This window comes from Amycolatopsis sp. 195334CR, from assembly GCF_017309385.1.
Classification (GTDB): Bacteria; Actinomycetota; Actinomycetes; order Mycobacteriales; family Pseudonocardiaceae; genus Amycolatopsis.
On record NZ_JAFJMJ010000002.1, the window covers coordinates 436,907 to 455,197 of the forward strand.

Sequence of the window (18,291 nt, forward strand, 5' to 3'; positions counted from 1 at the left end):
ACGACGGAAGGACTTCCCATGACCCAGCGGCAGATCGGCCTCACGCTGCCCCAGCGCGGTGCCTTCTTCGACGTGCTCAGCCTGAGCGAACTCGTCGAAACCGGGCACTACGCCGACGAAACCGGCTTGTTCGATTCCGTCTGGATCGGGGACAGCCTGCTGGCGAAACCGCGGCCGGAGGCGATCGCGTTGTTCGGCTCGCTGGCCGCGGTGACCAGCCGGGTCCGGCTCGCGGTGGGCTGCCTGGCCAGCTTCCCGGTGCGCGACCCGCTGCTGTTCGCCGGCCAGTGGGCCACGCTCGACCAGCTGTCGCAGGGGCGGATGCTGCTGGCCGTGTGCACCGGCATCGTCAAGGCGAACGACGCTTCGGCCCGCGAAGGTGCGATCTACGGTGTCACCGACCGGTCGCGGGCCGCGCGTCTGGAGGAGAACACCGAGATCATCCGTCGCTTGTGGACGGAGGAAAACGTGACCTTCGAAGGGGAGTTCACCTCGTTCGAGGACGTAACACTGCTGCCGAAGCCGGTGCAGTCCCCGCCGCCGGTCTACATCGCGTCGAACCCGGCGCCGCAACCGCTGGCCAAGCGCGCGCTGCGCCGGGTGGCGCGCATCGCCGACGGCTGGATGACCACGCGCAAGAGCCCCGAGCACCTGACCGTGAACCTGCCCGCGATCAAGGAGTTCCTGGTCGAAGAGGGCCGGGACCCGGAGAAGTTCGGGGTTTCGGCCTACCACAACCTCAACCTGACCCCGGATCGTGAAGAGGCCTACGAGGAGAGCTACCGCTTCCTCGGCGAGTACTACGGACCGGTGTTCAGCCGCGAGGACACCCGGCACTGGACGGCCACCGGCACCCCGGAGCAGGCCGCCGCCGACATCAACGCGCTCTACGCCGACGGCGCCACCGAGGTCACCCTGCGCATCACCTCGTGGGACTGGCGGCGCCAGCTCAAGATCCTGGTCGAGGAGGTCATTCCCCGCCTGGAACTCGGGCGCTGACATGCTGGGGGCATGACGTCGGAGCTGAGCAGGGCGGAACGGGCACTGCACCACCGCGCGGGGCTGGCCTGCGCGGCGGCACGCGAGGCCGGGGTGCCCGGCCGCTTCCGGGTGTGGGCGGAAGCGGGCCTGCTGGCGGTGCTGGCCACGGATCCCGAACTGAGCTTCCTCTCCACGGTTTCCGGGATTTCGCGGGAAAACACGGCCGCCGCGGTGGAACTGGCACAGGCCGAGGGCCTGACCGCGGTGGCCTCCGCCGATCTCGCACTGCCCGGGATGACGCGGGCAGGCGACCGGCTGCTGGCCGTCCGACCGCTGGAAGGTGAGCAGTCCGAGGCGAGTGTGGTCGAAGCCGGTGACGAGTTCCTCGACGTGCTGCTGGCGGGCTACCAGGTGAGCGGAGTGGTCGGCGCGTACATCGCGGCCGAGCACTCGATCCCGGCCCTGCGGCGGTTCCTCGTGGTCGAGGACGGCGAGCCGATCGCCGCGGCGGGTATGACCGTGCACGACGACGTCGCCGTGCTCGGTGGGGCGTCGACGTTGCCCGCCCACCGCGGGCGTGGCGCGCAGCCGTGCCTGTTGCGGCACCGCCTCGCGGTCGCGGCGGAGGCGGGGTGCACGCTGGCGGTGGCGACCGCGCGGCCCGGCTCGGTGAGCGCGGCCAACCTCGCCGCGGCCGGTTTCACCTTGCACCGGCGGTCAGCTTGGCGGACGGAAGCGCGAACGTGAGGGCCAGCGCGCCCGCGCCGACCACGGCGAAGGTGACGAAGGCCGTGGCGTAACTTCCCTCCGCCACGAGCACCGCGGCCACCTGGGCGCCGACCGCGCCACCCGCGGTCCTGGCGATCGTGTTGACGCCGGTGGCCATCCCGGTCCGGCCGGCGTCGACCGCGTCCACCACGAGCGGGCCGAACGCGGCGAACGCGAGCCCGTGCCCGGCGCCGAGGAACAGCCCGGCCACGCAGATCTGCCACAGCTCGTCGTGCGCGAACACCAGTGCGGCACTGGAAACGATGCCCAGCGCGGCTCCCGCGCGCACCGCCCGCCGACCGCCGAGCCGGGCCGCGACCGGGACGGCGGCCAGCATCAGCACGACCATCGGCAGCAGCGCGACCGCGATCCGGTGCTGCGGCACCAGCGGCGGGATCAGCGTGACCACACCGAACATGGCCGCGGCGACCACCACCGTGGTCAGGTTCGTCACCGCCATGCCGCGGCTGCCGAGCAGCCGGAGGTCGACCAGTGGCTGCCGCGTGCGTGCCTCCACCGCGGCGAACCCGGCGAAGAGCACCACCGCGAGCGCGAACAAACCGAGCGAAGGCCCGGTGCCCCAGGACTTCGCCTGGCTGATGCCGAGCAGCAACGCGGTCAGCGCGCCACCGAGCAACGCGGCACCAGCCGAGTCGACCTGGCCACCGCCCGCGCTCACGTCGGCAGGCAACGACAGGACCAGCGCGAACGCGACCAGTGCGAGTGCCAGCAACGGCCAGAACAGCCAGCTCGTGCCGAAGGTGAGCAGCGGGCCCGCGGCGAGCATGCCCGCGGCACCGCCGATGCCGAAGATCGCCGAGAGCAGCGCGACCGCACCCGGCAGCCGGTCCGCCGGCACCGCGCGGCGCACCAGCCCGAAGGCGAGCGGGAACAACCCGCCCGCCACCCCGGTCAGCACCCGCCCGGCGAGCAGCAGCGGGAACGAGTCCGCCAGCGCGCAGAGCAGCAGGCCCGCGGTGAAGGAACCGAGGCACGCCAAGGCGATCCGGCGGTAGCCGAACAGGTCGCCGAGCCGTCCGGCGATCGGCGTGGCGACCGCGCTGGCCAGCATGAACGCGGTCAGCGCCCAGGGCACCACGGTGCCGGGCACGCCGAACTGGCCCGCGAACGCCGGTAGCGCCGCGATCACGATCGTCTGCGTGGTGCTCGCCGCGAAGGCGGCGGCCAGCGCCGCGGCGAGAGTCGTGCGCATGAGCCCTCCCAGTGGGTCAAGTAAGGCTCACCTAAACACGTGCGGACAGCGTCCGCAAGTATGCTGCGCGGGTGACCGACCGTCGCCCGTGGGGCAGCCTGGAACGGGCGCAGATCATCGGCGCCGCGCTGGACCTCGCGCGCCGGGAGGGGCTCGCCGCGCTCACCATCCGGCGGCTGGCCACCGAGGTCGGCGCCTCGCGGATGGCGTTGTACCGGCACGTGCCGGACAAGGAAGCGCTGCTGGACCTGGTCGCGAACGAGATCGCGGAGAAGCACGTGATCCCGGAGGAGGCGCTGCGCGGGCCGTGGGAGGAGCGGCTGCGCCTGCTCGCGCACGGCATGCGGCGGGAACTGCGCGCCTACCCCGGATTCGCCGAGCGCATCATGACGCGCGGCAACGCCGGACCGGGCGGGCTGCGGGTCGCCGAGACCATCGCCTCGGTGCTCACCGCCGCCGGGCTGTCCGAAGCGAGTGCGGCGCGGTTCTACCTGATCACCATCGACCTCGTGCTCGGCCGCGCGCACCGCGAGGCCAACGGCGACCCGACCACCCCGCACCGCAACGCGGAAGTGTTCGCCGCGGCCGAATCCGGTGATCGCGCGCCGCGGTTGAAGGCGCTGCTGCCGCACCTGCGCGAGGTGACCAGCGACCAGGTCTTCGACGCCGAACTGGACCTGCTGATCGGTGCCATCCGCCGCGAGACGAACTGAACCACCGCGGCCGTTCGGCTGGCTACCCCTCGAAACGTTTCAAGTACGGTCGGCGATGAGCGGGGCAGTGTGCTCCGGTGTGCTGGGATAATTCTGGGATCGGTCTGGGATCGCGGGGTGGCGGATGTCCGTGGAGTTCGGCTTGCTGGGTGAGGTCCGGGCTCAGGCGGGAGGTGTCGCGGTCGACCTCGGCCACGCGCGCCAGCGGTGCGTGCTGGCGGCGCTCCTGGTCGAGCCCAACCGGCCGCAGGCGCTGGACGTGCTGATCGAGCGCGTCTGGGGCGAGCGCCCGCCGCGCCAGGCCCGCAACACCCTCTACGGCTACCTCTACCGGTTGCGGCAGGCGCTGGGCGAGGTGCACGCGGGCATCGACCGCACGGCCGGGGGTTATCTGCTGCCCGTCGACGAGGACTCCGTCGACCTGCACCGGTTCCGGTCGCTGGTGCGCGGTGCGGCGGCACTGGGGGACGAGGAAGCGCTGGCACAGGTGGAATCCGCGCTCGCGCTGTGGCGCGGGCAGGCGCTCGGCGGGGTGGACGGCGAGTGGGTCGAATCCGTGCGCCGGACCCTGGAACAGGAGCGCTGGCAGGCGGTGCTGCACCGCAACGACCTCGCCCTGCGCCTGGGCGGGCACGACGCGCTGGTGGCCGAACTCCCGGCGCTGTCCGCCGAGCACCCGCTCGACGAACGCCTGGCCGGGCAGCTCATGCTCGCGCTCTACCGCTCCGGCAGGCAGGCCGACGCGCTCGGCCGCTACCAGGAGATCCGGCACCGGCTCGCCGAGGAACTGGGCGCCGATCCCGGTCCGCTGCTGCGGAAACTGCACCAGCAGGTGCTCGAAGGCGAGCAGGCGGTCGCCACGCGCACGCCCACCCCGCGTCAGCTGCCCTCGGTCTCGCGCCTGTTCGCCGGCCGGGCCGACCAGCTCGCCAGGATGGACAAGGCGCTGGCGGCGGGGGACGCGCCCGCGCTGGCGGTCGTCGGCGCGGCCGGGGTCGGGAAGAGCACGCTCGTTTTGCACTGGGCCCACCGCGCGCTCGACCGCTTCCCGGACGGGCAACTGCACGCCGACCTGCGCGGGTTCGATCCGGCCGGGCCGCCGGTGTCCCCGTCGGCGGTGCTGCGCCGGTTCCTCGAAGCGCTCGGGGTGCCCGCGGGTTCCGCGCCCGCCGAACCCGACGCGCAGGCCGCGCTCTACCGGAGCTTGGTGGCGGGCAAGCGGATGCTGGTGGTGCTGGACAACGCGCGTGACGCCGAGCAGGTGCTCCCGCTGCTGCCCGGCAACGGCGGTTGCACGGTGCTCATCACCAGCCGCCACCGGCTCACCGGCCTCGCCGCCGGTCACGGTTTTCCCTTGCTGGACCTGGAAGTGCTGCCTGACGACGACGCGCGGGAGCTGCTCGCGCGCCACCTGGCGGAGCAACGGCTGCGCGAGGAACCGGAGGCCGTCGAGGACCTGCTGCGGTGGTGTGCCGGACTGCCGCTGGCACTGGGCCTCGTCGCCGCCCGCGCCACCGTGCACCCCGGCTTCCCGCTCGACGCGCTGGTCGTGGAACTGCGGGCGGCGGAGGGCTGGGACGCGGGGGAGGCGAGCACGAGCCTGCGCGCGGTGTTCACCACCTCGTACCGGGTGCTACCGCCGGAAGCCGCCAGGGCGTTCGCGTTGCTGGGGGTCGCGCCGGGCCCGGACATCGGCCTGCCCGCGGTCGCCGCGTTGCTCGCCCTGCCCGTGCCGCGGGTGCGGGAACTGGTGCGGCACCTGGAAACCGTGCACCTGGTGCGCCAGCACGCGCCCGGCCGGTACCGGATGCACGACCTGGTCCGGACCTACGCCGCCGAGCGGGCCGAGGCCGAGTACCCGGACGAGGTGGCGCCGGCCCTGGGACGGGTGATCGACGCCTACGCGAAATCCGGGCTGGCGGCGGAAAACGTGCTGTACCCGTACGAAACCCCGGCCGCGGTCGGACCGGCCGAGCCGGACCCGGCCATCACGGACGAGGCGACGGCGTTGTCCTGGCTGACCACCGAGTACCCCAGCCTGCTGGCGGCGCAGGACGCGGCCGCGCGCCTGGGCCTCACCCCGGCGGTGCTGCGGCTGGCCTGGGCGCTGGACACGTTCCAGCGGCGGCAAGGGCACTTCGAAGACCAGCTCGCGGTGTGGCGGGCAGCGCTGGCCGCCGCCGACGAACCCGGTCAGCGCGCGCTGGCGGCGTGGCGGCTCGGTGCCGCGCTCGCTCGCGCCGGTGAACTCGCCGAATCGGAACGCCACCTCGACGACGCGTTGACCCTGAGCCGCGAGTCGGCCGACGTTTCCGCCGAAGCCAACGTGCACCAGGCCCTCGCCTGGGTCCGTGAACGGCACGGCGACGACGCCACCGCGTTGCACCACGGGATCAGCGCGCTGGACATCCTGCGGGAACTCGGCGTGCCGATGCGGGAAGCACACGCCCTCAACCAGGCGGGCTGGTACGCGGCGAAGGTCGGGGATCTCACGCGGGCGCAGCGGTGGTGCGAGGACGCGCTGGAGATCTGCCGCCGGCACGGGGACCGCGACGCCGAGGCGCGGACGCTGGACAGCCTCGCCTACATCGCCCACCTCGGCGGCCGGTACGACGACGCGATCCCGTACTACGAAGCGGCGCTCGCCGGGTTCGAGGACGCCGGGGCCGCCTACGACTACGCCGACACGCTGGAACGGCTGGCCGACAGCCTGGCCGCGGCCGGGCACGCGGAACGCGCGCGGTCCAGCCTGGGCACGGCGCTGTCGATGTTCCGCGACCAGCACCGGCAGTCCGATGTGGACCGTCTCGAGCAGCGGGTCAGCTGAGGCCGCAGAGGCGGCTCAACGCGGTGAAGCCGTCGTCGGTGCCCGGCCAGTGCCGCCGCACCGCGTCGAGCCCGGCGCGGCGCACGACCCCGCGCAGGGTGGCGGTGACGATGATCGCGTCGTCGGCGTACCCGAGTACCGGGATGAAGTCGGGCACCAGGTCGATCGGCAGCGCGAGGTAGGCCATCAGGAGCAGCAGGCGGACGCGGACGCCGCGGGGGAGGTCGCGGTCGGCGGCGAGGCGGCGCAGCAGGCGCAGGACGTCGGGCAGCAGGCGCAGGGCCTCGGCGAGCAGGCCGCCGCGTGGCCGGACGACCACCAGCACGGCGACCAGCACCAGCCAGGTGACCAGCAGCGCGGCGCCCACACCGAGCAGCAGGTCCCACCAGAAGGAGTCGGTCACCCGCCCCATCCTGCGTCAACCGCGCCACCGGATGCGGTGAATGTGGCTTTCACAGCAGAATCGGCAGTGAAAGCCACCTTCACAGCGCCCGGTCAGTCGACGACGGCGGTGGCCTCGATCTCGACCATGAGGTCGGGCTCGGCCAGCGCGGCGACACCGATGCCGGTCAGCGGCGCCGACGGCGTGACACCGAGCTTCGCCGACGCCCTGGCCAGGCCTTCGGCGAACAACGGCATCTTCTCCGGGGTCCAGTCGACCACGTACAGGGTCAGCTTCACCACATCGTCGAAGGTGGCGCCCGCCTCGGCCAGCGCGGTGCCGAGGTTGAGGTAGCACTGCTCGACCTGGGCGGCGAAATCACCTTCGCCGACCTTGCCGCCGTCGGCGTCGCGGGCGACCTGCCCGGCGATGAAGACCAGCTTCGACCCGGACGCGATCGACACCTGCCGGTAGAGGTCGACCTTCGGCAGTCCGGCGGGGTTGACCAGGTTGACGGCCATGTTCTGACTCCTCGGGGTAAGTTGGTGACCCATTCTATAGCAAAGCTATGTTATGTAACCTGAGCCGATGGCCAGGTCGAAGGATCCAGCGGTGCGCACCCTGCTGATCGAACGGGCCGCGCAGATGCTCCGCACCCGCGAGCCGATCACGCTGCGCTCGCTGGTGGCGGGCACGGCCGTGTCGACGATGGCCGTGTACACCCATTTCGGCAGCATGGACGGCATGTGGCAGGCCCTGCGGCAGGAGGGCTTCACCCGGCTGGCGGCGAGGTTCGCCGCGGTGGAGCTGTCCGCCGACCCGGTCCGCGACCTGGCCGCGCTGATGGCCGCCTACCTCCGCAACGCGCTGGACCACCCCGACCTGTACCGGGTGATGTTCGACGCGAACTTCGAGCTGGAGGACCTCGGGGCGGCGGACGCCACGCTGGAGTACCTGGTCCAGGCCGCCGACCGCGGCCGTCAGGCGGGCCGTTTCGACACCGGGGTCGTACCGCTGGACCTGGCGATCCAGACCTGGTCCATCGGCCACGGCCTGGTCTCCCTGGTGGCGGGCGGCCCGCTGCCCCGCGAGACCCTCGACCACGGCGCGCCGATGCTGGCCGCGCTGTACGTCAGCCTGGGCGACGACCCCGCCGCCTGCCGCGCCTCGATCGAGCGCGGCTGGGCGTTGCCGTAGGCCCTACCGCGAGTTCCGGCGTTCGAGGAGCAGGGTGTCGTGCCAGACGCCGTCGCGTTCGGCGATGCGTTCGCGGACGCCGACGGTCCGGTACCCGGCGGACTGGTGCAGCCCGATGCTGGTGCGGTTCTCGGTGAAGACGGCGGTTTGCAGGGTCCAGAGGCCGTCGCGGTCGGCGGCGGTGACCTGCTTGTGCAGCAAGGCTTTCCCGACACCGCGGCCGCGGAACCGGGCGTCGACGTAGACTGAGGTCTCGGCGACGCCGGTGTAGCAGTCCCTTGTGGACACCGGCGCGGCGGCGGTCCAGCCGACCACCTCGCTGTCGAGCAGGGCGACCCAGCGGTGGTTCGGCAGCCAGTGCGCGTCCAGCGATTTCCGGCTGGGCACGGTGGTTTCGAAGGTGGCGATGCCGGTCTCGATGCCTTCACCGTAGATGCGCCGCACGGCGTCCCAGTCGTCGTCGGTCATGGCGCGCACGGTGATGTCGGCGGGCAGGTCGCTCGGGCAGCACGGGCGCGGCGGGAGCAGGCCCATCACCGCGTCGGCGGCCTGGGGGAAGCCGGTGCAGCAGGCGGGGTTGACCGTGACGACGGTGGCGGTGCGCTCCCGGCGCAGCCGCACGAACCCGATATCGGCGAGCTTGCGGACGTGGTGCGAGCAGGTCGACTGGCTGATGCCGAGCGCCTCGGTCAGCTCGCCGACGGTGACCCCGTCCGGTGCCGCGGCCACCGTGTGCAGCAGGCGCACGCGGGTCGGCTCGGCCAGGCAGGAGAACCACTCCGCGTAGGTGGTGGCTTCGGTGGCCGGCAGCACCGGCAGGTCGGGGGCGAGCGTCATGCCGGACATTATCGACGTGCATCGATGGTTGCGTCAATCGATGGCCGTCGATACTGTGCTCGGCATTGCATCGACGAGCATCGATAGAAGGGTGACCGGGCATGGGCGAAGAGCCGGTGGTGGTGGTCGGAGCGGGGCCGGTGGGCTTGGCGGCTGCGGCGGAACTGCTCGAACGCGGGCTCGAGCCGCTGGTGTTCGAGCGCGGGGAGCAGGCGGGCGCGGCGGTGGCGCAGTGGCACCACGTGCGGTTGTTCTCGCCGTGGTCCGAACTGGTGGCCCCGGCCGCCGAGCGGTTGCTGGCGCCGACCGGCTGGTCGCGCCCCGAGGGCGGGGTGTACCCGACCGGTGCCCAGTGGGCGGCGGAGTACCTGCGGCCACTGGCGGCGGCGCTGGGCGAACGAGTCCACTGTGGAGTCGAGGTGGTCGGCGCCGCCCGCCGCGGCCGGGATCGAGTCGTCGACGCCGGGCGCGACAGCGAGCCGCTGACCGTGCACCTCCGCGAGGCCGACGGCGCCGAGCGGCGGGTCACCGCCCGGGCGCTGATCGACGCGTCGGGCACGTGGACCGGCCCGAACCCGCTGGGTGGGGACGGCTTGCCCGCACTCGGTGAACGGGCCGCCGCCGACCGGATCGCTTACCGGGTCCCGGATCTGGACGACCCGGAGGTGCGTGCGCGGTACGCGGGCAAGCACGTGGCCATCGCCGGGAGCGGGCATTCGGCGTTGACCGCGCTGGTCGCGCTCGTGCAGCTGGAGGACACGAGGATCAGCTGGATCCTGCGCCGCGGCGAGGTCGGCAACGTCTTCGGCGGCGGTGAGGCGGACGAACTCCCGGCACGGGGAGCGCTCGGCCTGCGCGCGAAGCAGGCGGCCCGCGACGGCCGGGTGCGGGCGATCACCGGCTTCCGGGTCGAAGCCGTCGAACCCGGGCTCACTTTGGTTTCAGGTCAGGGGGAACGCGTCGAGGGGATCGACGAAGTGCTGGCGCTGACCGGGTTCCGGCCGGACCTGTCGTGGCTCTCCGAGCTGCGCCTCGAACTGGATGCCCGGTTGCAGGCGCCGGTGCGGCTCGCCCCGCTGATCGATCCGAACGTGCATTCGTGCGGCACGGTGTACCCGCACGGGGTCAAGGAGCTGGCGCAGCCGGAGCCGGGCGTGTTCCTGGCCGGGATGAAGAGCTACGGCCGGGCGCCGACGTTCCTGGCGATGACCGGGTACGAGCAGGTGCGCAGCATCGCCGCCGCGCTGGCCGGGGATCAGGACGCCGCCGAACGCGTCGAGCTGGTGCTGCCGGAAACCGGGGTGTGCGGCGGATCCGGGGTGTTCGACGCCGAACCCGACGGCGGTGGCTGTTGCGGGGCTCAGCCGTCGAGCAGTTCGGCCAGCAACCCGCGCACCCTCCTGTCGATCTCGTCGCGGATGGGGCGTACGTCCTCGACCGACCGGCCCGCCGGATCCGCCAGCTCCCAGTCCAGGTAGCGCTTGCCGGGGAACACCGGGCAGGTGTCGCCGCAGCCCATGGTGATCACCACGTCCGCGGCTTCGACGTCCTCTGTGGACAGTTTCATCGGCACCCCGTCGGTGATGTCCAGTCCCCACTCGGCCAGCGCCTCGGCCGCGGCGGGATTGACCGAAGCCGCGGGCGCGGAACCCGCCGAACGCACGGCGACCCGGCCGAGCGCGTGGTGCCGCAGGAGCGCGGCCGCCATCTGCGACCGTCCGGCGTTGTGCACGCAGACAAAAAGGACTTCGGGCATGGGGTTCCTCCGGTCAGCCTTCGTCGATCAGGGACTTCAGCAGCGCGACGGTGCGTTCGGCGGCCGGGTGCGCCACCGCCGACTTCTTCACCGCGACGCTGATGTGCCGCACCGGCCGTGGTGCGACCACCGGGACCGTGGTCAGCCCGGCGGGCAGCTCGCGGATGCCCAGCTCCGGGATCACCGTGATGCCGATTCCCGTGACCACGAACGAGATCGCGGTCCGGTAGTCGTGGGTCTCCACGGTGAACCGCGGGGCGAACCCGGCCTGGGCGCAGGCGGTGACCAGGATCTGGCGGCAGGCGCCCTGCCGCAGGTCGTTGTCCACCCAGGAGCGTTCGGCCAGGTCGGCGAGCGGGACCTCGGCCGCGCCGGCCAGCGGGTCGTCGGTGCGGACCACGGCCAGGTACGGGTCGTCGACCAGCCGGTGCACCTCGACGTGGGCGGCCCGCTCGACGGCGCTGTCCTCGACGAAGATGTCCACGTCGGGATCGCCGCCGCTGAACTCGGTCAGCCGCAGGTCCAACCGCAGTTCGGGGAACTCGGCGCGCAGCGTGGCCACCACCGGCGCGAGCCAGGTCTCGCCCGCCGAGCCGAAGTAGCCGATGGACAGGCTGCCCACCCGTCCGGCCCGCAGGTCGCCGACCACCTGCTCGACCTGGCTCAGCGCCTCGAACAGCGTCTCCGCCTCGGCGGCGAGCGTGCGGCCCGCCGTGGTCGGCTCGATGCCGCGACCGGCCTTTTCGAACAGTCGCAGGCCGGTTTCCCGTTGCAGCGCGGCGAGTTGCTGGCTCACCGCGGACGGGGTGTAGCCGAGCGCGGTGGCGCTCGCCCGGATCGAGCCGGTGGCGATGACGGCCCGCAGGACGCGGAGCCGGAGGACGTCCAGCATGCCGCCGACTGTACAGTGTGACTTAACGATTGTGTAGAACTAATCGCTTGTGCTGTCGAAACCCGCTGGCGACGATAGCGGGGTGACCGAACTCCAGACCGCCCCCGTCGCCGCCGAAACCCAAGCCGGCCGATCTCCCGGCAACCTGAGGACCGCCGCCGCGGTGGTGCTCACCGTGGTGCTGTGGGCCTCGGCGTTCGTGGCCATCCGTGACGTCGGGCACACGCTTTCGCCCGCGCCGATGGCGCTGGCCCGGCTCGCCGTCGCGGCCGTCGCGCTCTCGGTGCTGGTGGCCTTCCGGCACCGCCGCTCGCGCATCGTGCTGCCCCAGCGCAAATCGCTGCTGCTGATCTCCGTGTACGCGGTGCTGTGGCTGGCCGGGTACACCGTGGCGCTCAACGCCGCCGAGCGCCACGTCGACGCGGGCACCGCGGCGCTGCTGGTGAACATCGCGCCGCTGCTGGTCGCCGTGGCGGCCGGGAAGCTGCTCGGGGAGGGCTATTCGCGGCCGCTGCTCATCGGTTCGGTGGTGGCGATGGGCGGGGTCGCGGTGATCGCGGCGGGCGCGGACTCGCAGCGCGACTGGCTCGGCGTTGTCCTTTGTGTACTGGCGGCGCTGCTGTACGCCGCCGGGGTGCTGGTGCAGAAGCTGACCCTGCGCTCGGTGGACGGGCTGACCGCGATCTGGCTCGGCTGCGTGATCGCCACGGTTTCCCTGCTGCCGTGGGCACCGCAGTTGATCGGCGAACTGCGTGCCGCGCCCGCCGGTGCCGTGCTCGGAGTGGTGTACCTCGGCCTGTTCCCGACCGCGATCGGGTTCACCGCGTGGGCCTACGCGCTGCGCCGGATGGACGCCGGTCGCCTCAGCGCCACGACCTACGCGGTGCCCGCGGTGTCGGTGCTGCTGTCGTGGGTCGTGCTGGCCGAGGTGCCGACGATCTACGGCCTGCTCGGCGGGGTCATCTGCTTGGCAGGCGTGGCCATCTCACGCCGCCGCACGGTCAGCCACTCAGTGCGGTGATCAGCTCGTCCCGGCCGTGCACGCCGGTTTTCCGGAAGACGGCCCGGAGGTGGTCGTTGACGGTGTGCACGGACAGGTCGAGCCGCCGGGCGATCTGCTTGGGGGCCGCCGCGTCGCAGAGCTGTTCGACGACCTGCCGTTCGCGGGCGGTGAGCCCGTACCAGGAGCACAGCACGGGCAGCAGCTGCGCGGCGGTCGCCGCCTGGATGATCACGGACACGTCCTCGCCGAGGCGTTCGGCCTGGCAGGCGATCCACCGGCCGTAGAAGGCAGGCGGGCCGACCACCAGCGGGGTGGCCCCGGCGCGGGTCGCGGCGGACAGGCCGCCGAAGAAGGCCTTGCCGGTCCACGCCGGTGCGGCCTGCCGGTCGGCCAGGCACGCCCGCCATTCGACGGCGTTCGCCGTGGCCGCGCGGACGTCGTGGTCCGGCCCGACGAGGAGCACCCCCGGCGACGGGCTCGGCGAGGCCGGGCACAGCGGGACGGCGGTGACGTACTCGCGCAGGAACGCGACCAGCGCCGGCGTCAGCCGCGCCGCCGCGGTGATGTCGTCCGCATCGAATTGCCTGCCGCCTTCGGCTCGAAGCAGGCCGAGCGTGCCCCACACGCCACGCGCGTCCCGGAGCAGCAGGCGCAGCTCGCTGCCGACGCCGTGCCCGGTGAACAACTGCCTCGCCGCCAGATGCCGCCGATCCCGCCCCGGGTTCAGCCCGACCACGGCGGCGGGGACCTGGCGAGAGGCGAGATCCGCCCACTGGTACGGATCGTTCCCGGTGTGGCAGCCGCGCAGCAGGGCCCGGCTGAAGTCGGCTTCGTAGCCGTGCCAGAAGGAGAACGAGCAGATGGCCAGGTCGGGCCGCGGATCGGCGCCGGCCAGCCGCATGGCGTCGTGCGGCACCGCGGCCGCGAGTGCCTGTGAAAGCGCCGCGCCCGTCTCGACCCAAGTAGCCCCGCCCCCGGCTGCCGCGACCAGTTCCCGCAGCGGCCGTCCCCCCGATCGGCTCACGTGCTCGAGCATGGCCCGTTCGCGCTCGTGAGCGCAAGACCGCTTTAGGGGCAACCCCGAGCTTTGGGGATGTGCGGCCGGTGACGCCGTGACCATCGTGGGAGTGGACAGAGCAGAACAGCTGGAGAGGGGATGGACATGCGTGGATTCACGGCGAAGCGCGTCGGTGCGAGCCTGGGTGCGCTGGTGCTGGCGGGGGCCGGCCTCGGCACGGCGTCGGCGGCCGGGCAGACCGAGCAGGCCGGGGTGCTGCTCGTGTCGAAGATGAGCAACCAGTGCCTCGAGGTCCGCGGCGGCAACCTGGGCGACGGTGGCGCGGTGGCGATGTGGTCGTGCACCGGCAATCCCAACCAGCGGTGGTCCAGATCCGGTTTGGACTACCGCAACGACAACAGCGGGAAGTGCCTCGACGTCAACGACGGGAACGGGGCCACCGGCGCCGGGCTCAACCAGTGGGTGTGCCACGGCGGCTCGCCGCAGCAGTGGACGTTCCACGGCAGCGAGCTGCGCAACGCCAACAACCTGTGCCTGACCATCCCGGCCGGGAACCGGTACAACGGGGCGGCGGTGGTGATGTGGGAGTGCGTCGGCGGCGCCGACCAGCAGTGGCAGATCGGGTGACGCCCGGGACCGATCCCCGGCGGGCACCTTCGGGATCGCCCCGGAGGTGCCCGCCGAGCGCCTCACCCGCGCCGACCGGGACGAGGAACGCCGACTACGCGGCGACTAGGTACTGGGCAGGGGGCCCAGCAAACCGGTGCGCAGCACGGCTTCCCGTCCCGCTTCGAAGGCGGTGCGCAGCACACCGCCGTTGGATTCGAGGCGGCTGATCCACGGTGACGCGTCGGACGGCCGGATCGACAGCAGGGCCGGACCCTCGTGGTCCTCGTCCGCGTCGTACCGGGCGAGCAGCAGGTCGGCGGCGGCGAGCTGGGCGTCCCCGGTGAGGAACACGGCCTTCAGCTCGCGGTAGCGGCGCATGCCGAACCGGGCCACCAGCCGGTACGCGAGCGACGGCCGTTCCCGTTCGGGCGCCCGGTCCACCCGGCGCCGCGACCGCAGCACCAGCACGTGCGTGGCCCCGTCGCGCAGCGCCTGCCGGAACGGGATCGACTCGGCCACCCCGGCGTCGTAGTAGAGCGCGGAGCCGATCGCCACCGGCCGTCCCGCGAGCACCGGCATCGCCGCGCTCGCCCGCAGCGCGAGCCGCAGGTCGCGTTCCTCGGTGAGCCGGTCGTGCAGGTCCACCGGAGCGCCGTCGGCCACGTCGGTGGCCAGCGGGTGGAACTCGATCGGGTTCGCCAGCACCGAGCTGTAGTCGAGCGGGAACTGCTGGGTGTACACCACTTCGACGAGCTGCTCGACGTCGACCACCGGCCGGGCGCGCAGCAGGTTGCGCTTGCGGATCAGCGCCCGCGCGAAGGTCGGGTCGGTCCAGCCGTGCAATCCTTCCGGCCGGCTGGACAGCAGCCACGCCCCGGAGATCGCGCCCGCCGACGAGCCGTAGACCGCGTCGAACGCCGGCAGCAGCCCGAGTTCCTGGAGCGCCAGCGCCATGCCCGCCGACACCGTGCCGCGCATGCCGCCGCCCTCGATGGCCAGCGCCACGCGGTACCCGTCCCGGCGGGCACCCGGTCTGCTGCCCCCGGCCACCCGTTCGGCGAGCACCGACAGCAGCCGGTGCCCGGATTTCCTGTTCGTCACCCCAGTGTCCCCTCAACCGTCGATCGCCTTCCCCACCAGTATTTCGAGTTCGGCGGCCACGCGGTCGAGCGGACGGGTGTGGTGCTGGGCACGGCACATGGCCACCGCGCCCTCGGCCGCGGCGACGATGAGGGTGGCCACACTCCCGGCCGCGTCGGCGTCGGCCCCGTGGTGGCGCATCGAGTCGGCGAGCTGCGTTTCCCAGCCGGTGAACGCGGCGGTCGCGGCGTCGAGGACCTCGGGGCGTTCCCCGTCCGGTGGCGCCTCGACGGCGGCGGCGAGCACCGGGCAGCCCGCCTGGAAGTCGGTGCTGGTGAGGATTTCGCGCCACAGCTGGAAAAAGGCGCGCAGCCCGGCGACGGGTCCGGCTTCGAGCTTCGCGGCGAGGATCCCGGCCACGCTGTCCCCGGCGAAGCGGACCGCTTCGGTGGCCAGCTGCTGCTTGCCGCCGGGGAAGTAGTGGTAGGTCGAGCCCTGCGGTGTCCGTGAGTGCTTGGCGACCTCGCGGACGCTGGTCGCGTTGAGCCCGCGGCGGCGCATCATGTCGGCCGCTCCGGCGACGAGCTGGTGCCGGGTGGGCGAGGTCGACTCGGTCATGCGGGCCCTTCCTTGATTATAGCGACCGTCATAGAGTACCGTCAGCTGACGTTATAGCGATCGCTATAACGTGCCGACGAGCGGAGGCCCCGATGCCGATGATCCAGTTGACCGCCCCGGGCGGGCTGACCGACACCGACGCCTCGCGGGTGTGGGTCCTCGTCCACGAGCAGCCCGAAGGCACCTGGGGCGCCGGTGGGGCCCTCCTCCGCTACGCCGATCTGGTCACGCCGGCCCAGGGGGCCCGGGCCGATGCGTGAACTGACCTACGTCGCCAAGCGGACCGTCGAGTGGCGCGAGGTGCCCGACCCGGTGCTCCGGTCGGACCGCGACGCCGTGGTGGCGCCGGTCGCGGCGACCCCGTGCGATGTCGATTCGGCGATCCTGGCCGGGCACGGGCCGATCGCGCCGCCCTTCGCCATCGGGCACGAATGCGTGGCGCGGGTGGTGGAGACCGGCGACGCGATCACGCACGTGGCACCCGGTGACCTGGTCGTCGTGCCGTGGGCGATCAGCTGCGGTGCCTGCGACCGCTGCCGCGCCGGGCTGACCGCGCACTGCACCGCGGTCCCGCACATGGCGATGTTCGGCGCCCCCATCGGCGGGAGCTGGGGCGGGTTGTTCTCGGACCTGGTCCGGGTGCCCTGGGCGGACGCGATGCTGGTGCCGCTGCCCGCCGGGCTCGACCCGGTGGCGATGGCCTCGGCGAGCGACAACTGGTCGCTGGCGTGGCGGCTGGTCGCCCCGCACCTGCGCGAGAAGCCGGGCGCGCGGGTGCTGGTCGTCGCCCGCGGCAGCATCGGGCTCTACGTCTGCGACATCGCCCGCGCGCTGGGCGCGGGGGACGTGCTCTACGTCGACCCGGACCCGGCGCACCGCGCGCTCGCCGAGACCTACGGCGCGCGCACCGCCGAGGCGATCGAACCGATTCACCACGGCTTCGAGCTGGCCGTCGAGTCCACCGGCCGGGTCGACCAGCTCGCGCTGGCGCTGCGATCACTGGTGCCGGAAGGGTTCTGCGAAAGCGCGGGCAACCACTTCCGGCCGGGCGAGTTGCCGCTGCTGGAGATGTACCTGACCGGGGTCTCGCTGCGCATCGCCCGCGACAACGTCCGGACGCACCTGCCGCGGGCGCTCGACCTCGCCCGGTCCGGCGAGGTCGACCCGCGCCGGGTGGTGTCCGACGTGCTGGACTGGGAACAACTGCCCGAAGCCCTGCCCGAGCGCCACCTGAAACCGGTGTTCGTCCGGTCAGGTCCGCAGGGCGGGGGGTGACCACGCCGCGTACCGCATGACCGCGCGTGCGCTCAATCCCGGTGGCACCAGGCGCAAAGCAGTGTTGCGCAGGGCTACCCCCACCGGGTGCGTCAGTTGCTGGCCCATCCGGCTCGCCTGCCTCGCGGCGCGGGCGATGGCCTGGCTGCGGGGACGGCGTTCCGCGTCGTAACGGTCCAATGCGGCGTCGACGTCCGGGGATTCGGCGAGCGCGGCGGCGAGCACGACCGCGTCCTCCAAGGCCTGGCACGCGCCCTGACCCAGGTTCGGCACCATCGCGTGGGCGGCGTCGCCGAGCAGGACCACACGACCGGCCCGGTAGCTCGGCAACGGCGTGCTGATCTCGTGGATGTCGTGGTGCAGCACGGTTTCCGGGTCGGTCGCGGCCAGGAACGCGGAGATCGGCTCGTGCCAGCCGTCGAACCGCCGCCGCAGTTCGGCGATCGGGTCGGTGAAACGGGTCCCGGCGGGTTCGGTGAGCACGGCGTGCCACTCGGTCAGGCCGTCGGCGAACACGATGTGGCCGAACTCCGCGCCGCGGCCCCAGGTCAGTTCGAAGTCGCTGGCCAGCTCGACGGGCTGTGCGGTGATCGCGCGCAACACGGTCGAGCCGCTGTAGACCGCGCCCGGGTGGCCGGGGAACAACTGCGCGCGCAGGCGGCTGTGCACCCCGTCGGCGGCAACGATCACATCGGCGTCGAGGACTTCGTCGGCCAGCTTCACCGAACCGGATGTGTCCACAGAGGACACCTCGGCGCCGATGCGCAGTGCGTCGGCGGGAAGCGCGTCCCGAAGCGCGCGATGCAATGCGGCGCGGGGAAGGCCGAGCGGCATGTAGTCCGGATCGGTCACGGTCAGGCGTGCGAGCACCTTCCCGGCAGGGGTGAGCGTGGATGTGGCGCGCTGCTGCCAGCCCGCCGCCCGCACCGCCGCGCCGGCGCCGAGCTCGTCCAGCGCGCGCAACCCGTTGAGGTGCAAGGAGATTCCAGCGCCCACGTCGGCCAGTTCGGCGGCGCGCTCGACGACGGTCACGTCCCAGCCCACGCGCCGGAGCCCGAGCGCGGCGGCCATGCCGCCGATTCCCCCGCCGACGACAACAGCTTTCCCGGTCATGTGCCCGGT

General features: G+C 72.7%; 20 protein-coding genes. 10 read left to right on the top strand and 10 right to left on the bottom strand.

What is annotated here, in order from left to right; all coding sequences use genetic code 11:
• Positions 1-18: 18 nt before the first annotated feature.
• Together JYK18_RS24840 and JYK18_RS24845 are read left to right on the top strand one after the other, a co-directional pair.
• Entirely contained in the window at positions 19-999 is a 981-nt protein-coding gene (locus tag JYK18_RS24840; protein WP_206805386.1) for an LLM class flavin-dependent oxidoreductase, read from the top strand.
• Between the two features lie 12 nt (positions 1,000-1,011).
• On the top strand, positions 1,012-1,728 hold the full coding sequence (locus JYK18_RS24845; RefSeq protein ID WP_206805395.1) for a GNAT family N-acetyltransferase: 717 nt from the start codon (positions 1,012-1,014) through the stop codon (positions 1,726-1,728).
• Here JYK18_RS24845 and JYK18_RS24850 read toward each other — a convergent pair.
• Positions 1,682-2,962 carry an MFS transporter gene (locus JYK18_RS24850; protein ID WP_206805397.1) on the bottom strand — a complete coding sequence of 427 codons (1,281 nt, stop codon included), beginning with the start codon at positions 2,960-2,962 and terminating at the stop codon, positions 1,682-1,684. The two genes, JYK18_RS24845 and JYK18_RS24850, sit on opposite strands and share 47 nt — an antisense overlap.
• A gap of 71 nt (positions 2,963-3,033) precedes the next feature.
• Here JYK18_RS24850 and JYK18_RS24855 point away from each other — a divergent pair, with 71 nt between their 5' ends.
• Complete coding sequence (locus JYK18_RS24855; protein WP_206805398.1) at positions 3,034-3,675, top strand: TetR/AcrR family transcriptional regulator; 642 nt, start codon at positions 3,034-3,036, stop codon at positions 3,673-3,675.
• Between the two features lie 124 nt (positions 3,676-3,799).
• A complete protein-coding gene (locus JYK18_RS24860) occupies positions 3,800-6,502 on the top strand; it encodes a BTAD domain-containing putative transcriptional regulator (RefSeq protein WP_206805400.1) in 2,703 nt (900 codons plus the stop codon).
• Here JYK18_RS24860 and JYK18_RS24865 read toward each other — a convergent pair.
• A complete protein-coding gene (locus JYK18_RS24865; RefSeq protein WP_206805402.1) occupies positions 6,495-6,905 on the bottom strand; it encodes a YkvA family protein in 411 nt (136 codons plus the stop codon). The genes JYK18_RS24860 and JYK18_RS24865 overlap by 8 nt on opposite strands.
• A gap of 92 nt (positions 6,906-6,997) precedes the next feature.
• Positions 6,998-7,405 carry a RidA family protein gene (locus JYK18_RS24870; protein ID WP_206805404.1) on the bottom strand — a complete coding sequence of 136 codons (408 nt, stop codon included), beginning with the start codon at positions 7,403-7,405 and terminating at the stop codon, positions 6,998-7,000.
• Positions 7,406-7,472: 67 nt separating this feature from the next.
• Between JYK18_RS24870 and JYK18_RS24875 the strand changes: the two genes are divergently transcribed.
• Positions 7,473-8,081 (top strand): TetR/AcrR family transcriptional regulator, encoded by a 609-nt coding sequence (locus tag JYK18_RS24875; RefSeq protein WP_206805407.1) that lies wholly within the window; start codon positions 7,473-7,475, stop codon positions 8,079-8,081.
• Between the two features lie 3 nt (positions 8,082-8,084).
• On the opposite strand, the gene JYK18_RS24880 is transcribed toward JYK18_RS24875, so the two are convergent.
• The gene (locus JYK18_RS24880; protein WP_206805417.1) at positions 8,085-8,918 is read right to left on the bottom strand and encodes a metalloregulator ArsR/SmtB family transcription factor; all 834 of its coding nucleotides are present in this window, start codon (positions 8,916-8,918) and stop codon (positions 8,085-8,087) included.
• A 101-nt stretch (positions 8,919-9,019) separates the two neighbouring features.
• Here JYK18_RS24880 and JYK18_RS24885 point away from each other — a divergent pair, with 101 nt between their 5' ends.
• Positions 9,020-10,396 carry an FAD-dependent oxidoreductase gene (locus JYK18_RS24885; RefSeq protein WP_206805428.1) on the top strand — a complete coding sequence of 459 codons (1,377 nt, stop codon included), beginning with the start codon at positions 9,020-9,022 and terminating at the stop codon, positions 10,394-10,396.
• Here the strand turns inward: JYK18_RS24885 and JYK18_RS24890 are convergent.
• A complete protein-coding gene (locus JYK18_RS24890; protein ID WP_206805430.1) occupies positions 10,279-10,674 on the bottom strand; it encodes a low molecular weight phosphatase family protein in 396 nt (131 codons plus the stop codon). The genes JYK18_RS24885 and JYK18_RS24890 overlap by 118 nt on opposite strands.
• Positions 10,675-10,687: 13 nt before the next feature.
• Positions 10,688-11,566 (bottom strand): LysR family transcriptional regulator, encoded by an 879-nt coding sequence (locus JYK18_RS24895; protein ID WP_206805431.1) that lies wholly within the window; start codon positions 11,564-11,566, stop codon positions 10,688-10,690.
• 145 nt (positions 11,567-11,711) lie between these two features.
• Between JYK18_RS24895 and JYK18_RS24900 the strand changes: the two genes are divergently transcribed.
• On the top strand, positions 11,712-12,587 hold the full coding sequence (locus tag JYK18_RS24900; protein ID WP_242582699.1) for a DMT family transporter: 876 nt from the start codon (positions 11,712-11,714) through the stop codon (positions 12,585-12,587).
• On the opposite strand, the gene JYK18_RS24905 is transcribed toward JYK18_RS24900, so the two are convergent.
• Complete coding sequence (locus JYK18_RS24905) at positions 12,568-13,593, bottom strand: helix-turn-helix transcriptional regulator (protein WP_307796044.1); 1,026 nt, start codon at positions 13,591-13,593, stop codon at positions 12,568-12,570. The two genes, JYK18_RS24900 and JYK18_RS24905, sit on opposite strands and share 20 nt — an antisense overlap.
• Before the next feature lie 138 nt (positions 13,594-13,731).
• On the opposite strand from JYK18_RS24905, the gene JYK18_RS24910 reads away from it, so the two are divergent.
• The gene (locus tag JYK18_RS24910) at positions 13,732-14,214 is read left to right on the top strand and encodes an RICIN domain-containing protein (protein ID WP_206805438.1); all 483 of its coding nucleotides are present in this window, start codon (positions 13,732-13,734) and stop codon (positions 14,212-14,214) included.
• Positions 14,215-14,319: 105 nt separating this feature from the next.
• Here JYK18_RS24910 and JYK18_RS24915 read toward each other — a convergent pair whose 3' ends face one another.
• Positions 14,320-15,297, bottom strand: a complete 978-nt coding sequence (locus JYK18_RS24915) for a patatin family protein (protein WP_206805449.1) — start codon at positions 15,295-15,297, stop codon at positions 14,320-14,322.
• A 12-nt stretch (positions 15,298-15,309) separates the two neighbouring features.
• Entirely contained in the window at positions 15,310-15,894 is a 585-nt protein-coding gene (locus JYK18_RS24920) for a TetR/AcrR family transcriptional regulator (RefSeq protein WP_206805450.1), read from the bottom strand.
• A 92-nt stretch (positions 15,895-15,986) separates the two neighbouring features.
• Here JYK18_RS24920 and JYK18_RS24925 point away from each other — a divergent pair, with 92 nt between their 5' ends.
• Both JYK18_RS24925 and JYK18_RS24930 read left to right on the top strand, forming a co-directional pair.
• Complete coding sequence (locus JYK18_RS24925; RefSeq protein ID WP_206805452.1) at positions 15,987-16,154, top strand: hypothetical protein; 168 nt, start codon at positions 15,987-15,989, stop codon at positions 16,152-16,154.
• The gene (locus tag JYK18_RS24930) at positions 16,147-17,169 is read left to right on the top strand and encodes a zinc-binding dehydrogenase (RefSeq protein WP_206805459.1); all 1,023 of its coding nucleotides are present in this window, start codon (positions 16,147-16,149) and stop codon (positions 17,167-17,169) included. Before JYK18_RS24925 ends, JYK18_RS24930 begins: the two co-directional genes overlap by 8 nt.
• Here JYK18_RS24930 and JYK18_RS24935 read toward each other — a convergent pair.
• On the bottom strand, positions 17,146-18,282 hold the full coding sequence (locus JYK18_RS24935) for an FAD-dependent monooxygenase (RefSeq protein ID WP_206805469.1): 1,137 nt from the start codon (positions 18,280-18,282) through the stop codon (positions 17,146-17,148). The genes JYK18_RS24930 and JYK18_RS24935 overlap by 24 nt on opposite strands.
• Positions 18,283-18,291 lie beyond the last annotated feature (9 nt).

Excerpts from the sequence above, each read along its gene's own strand:
- JYK18_RS24840 (WP_206805386.1), top strand. The coding sequence starts at position 19 with ATGACCCAGCGGCAGATCGGCCTCACGCTGCCCCAGCGCGGTGCCTTC.
- JYK18_RS24845 (WP_206805395.1), top strand. The coding sequence starts at position 1,012 with ATGACGTCGGAGCTGAGCAGGGCGGAACGGGCACTGCACCACCGCGCG.
- JYK18_RS24850 (WP_206805397.1), bottom strand. The coding sequence starts at position 2,962 with ATGCGCACGACTCTCGCCGCGGCGCTGGCCGCCGCCTTCGCGGCGAGC.
- JYK18_RS24860 (WP_206805400.1), top strand. The coding sequence starts at position 3,800 with ATGTCCGTGGAGTTCGGCTTGCTGGGTGAGGTCCGGGCTCAGGCGGGA.
- JYK18_RS24870 (WP_206805404.1), bottom strand. The coding sequence starts at position 7,405 with ATGGCCGTCAACCTGGTCAACCCCGCCGGACTGCCGAAGGTCGACCTC.
- JYK18_RS24875 (WP_206805407.1), top strand. The coding sequence starts at position 7,473 with ATGGCCAGGTCGAAGGATCCAGCGGTGCGCACCCTGCTGATCGAACGG.
- JYK18_RS24880 (WP_206805417.1), bottom strand. The coding sequence starts at position 8,918 with ATGACGCTCGCCCCCGACCTGCCGGTGCTGCCGGCCACCGAAGCCACC.
- JYK18_RS24885 (WP_206805428.1), top strand. The coding sequence starts at position 9,020 with ATGGGCGAAGAGCCGGTGGTGGTGGTCGGAGCGGGGCCGGTGGGCTTG.
- JYK18_RS24890 (WP_206805430.1), bottom strand. The coding sequence starts at position 10,674 with ATGCCCGAAGTCCTTTTTGTCTGCGTGCACAACGCCGGACGGTCGCAG.
- JYK18_RS24895 (WP_206805431.1), bottom strand. The coding sequence starts at position 11,566 with ATGCTGGACGTCCTCCGGCTCCGCGTCCTGCGGGCCGTCATCGCCACC.
- JYK18_RS24910 (WP_206805438.1), top strand. The coding sequence starts at position 13,732 with ATGCGTGGATTCACGGCGAAGCGCGTCGGTGCGAGCCTGGGTGCGCTG.
- JYK18_RS24920 (WP_206805450.1), bottom strand. The coding sequence starts at position 15,894 with ATGACCGAGTCGACCTCGCCCACCCGGCACCAGCTCGTCGCCGGAGCG.
- JYK18_RS24925 (WP_206805452.1), top strand. The coding sequence starts at position 15,987 with ATGCCGATGATCCAGTTGACCGCCCCGGGCGGGCTGACCGACACCGAC.
- JYK18_RS24930 (WP_206805459.1), top strand. The coding sequence starts at position 16,147 with ATGCGTGAACTGACCTACGTCGCCAAGCGGACCGTCGAGTGGCGCGAG.
- JYK18_RS24935 (WP_206805469.1), bottom strand. The coding sequence starts at position 18,282 with ATGACCGGGAAAGCTGTTGTCGTCGGCGGGGGAATCGGCGGCATGGCC.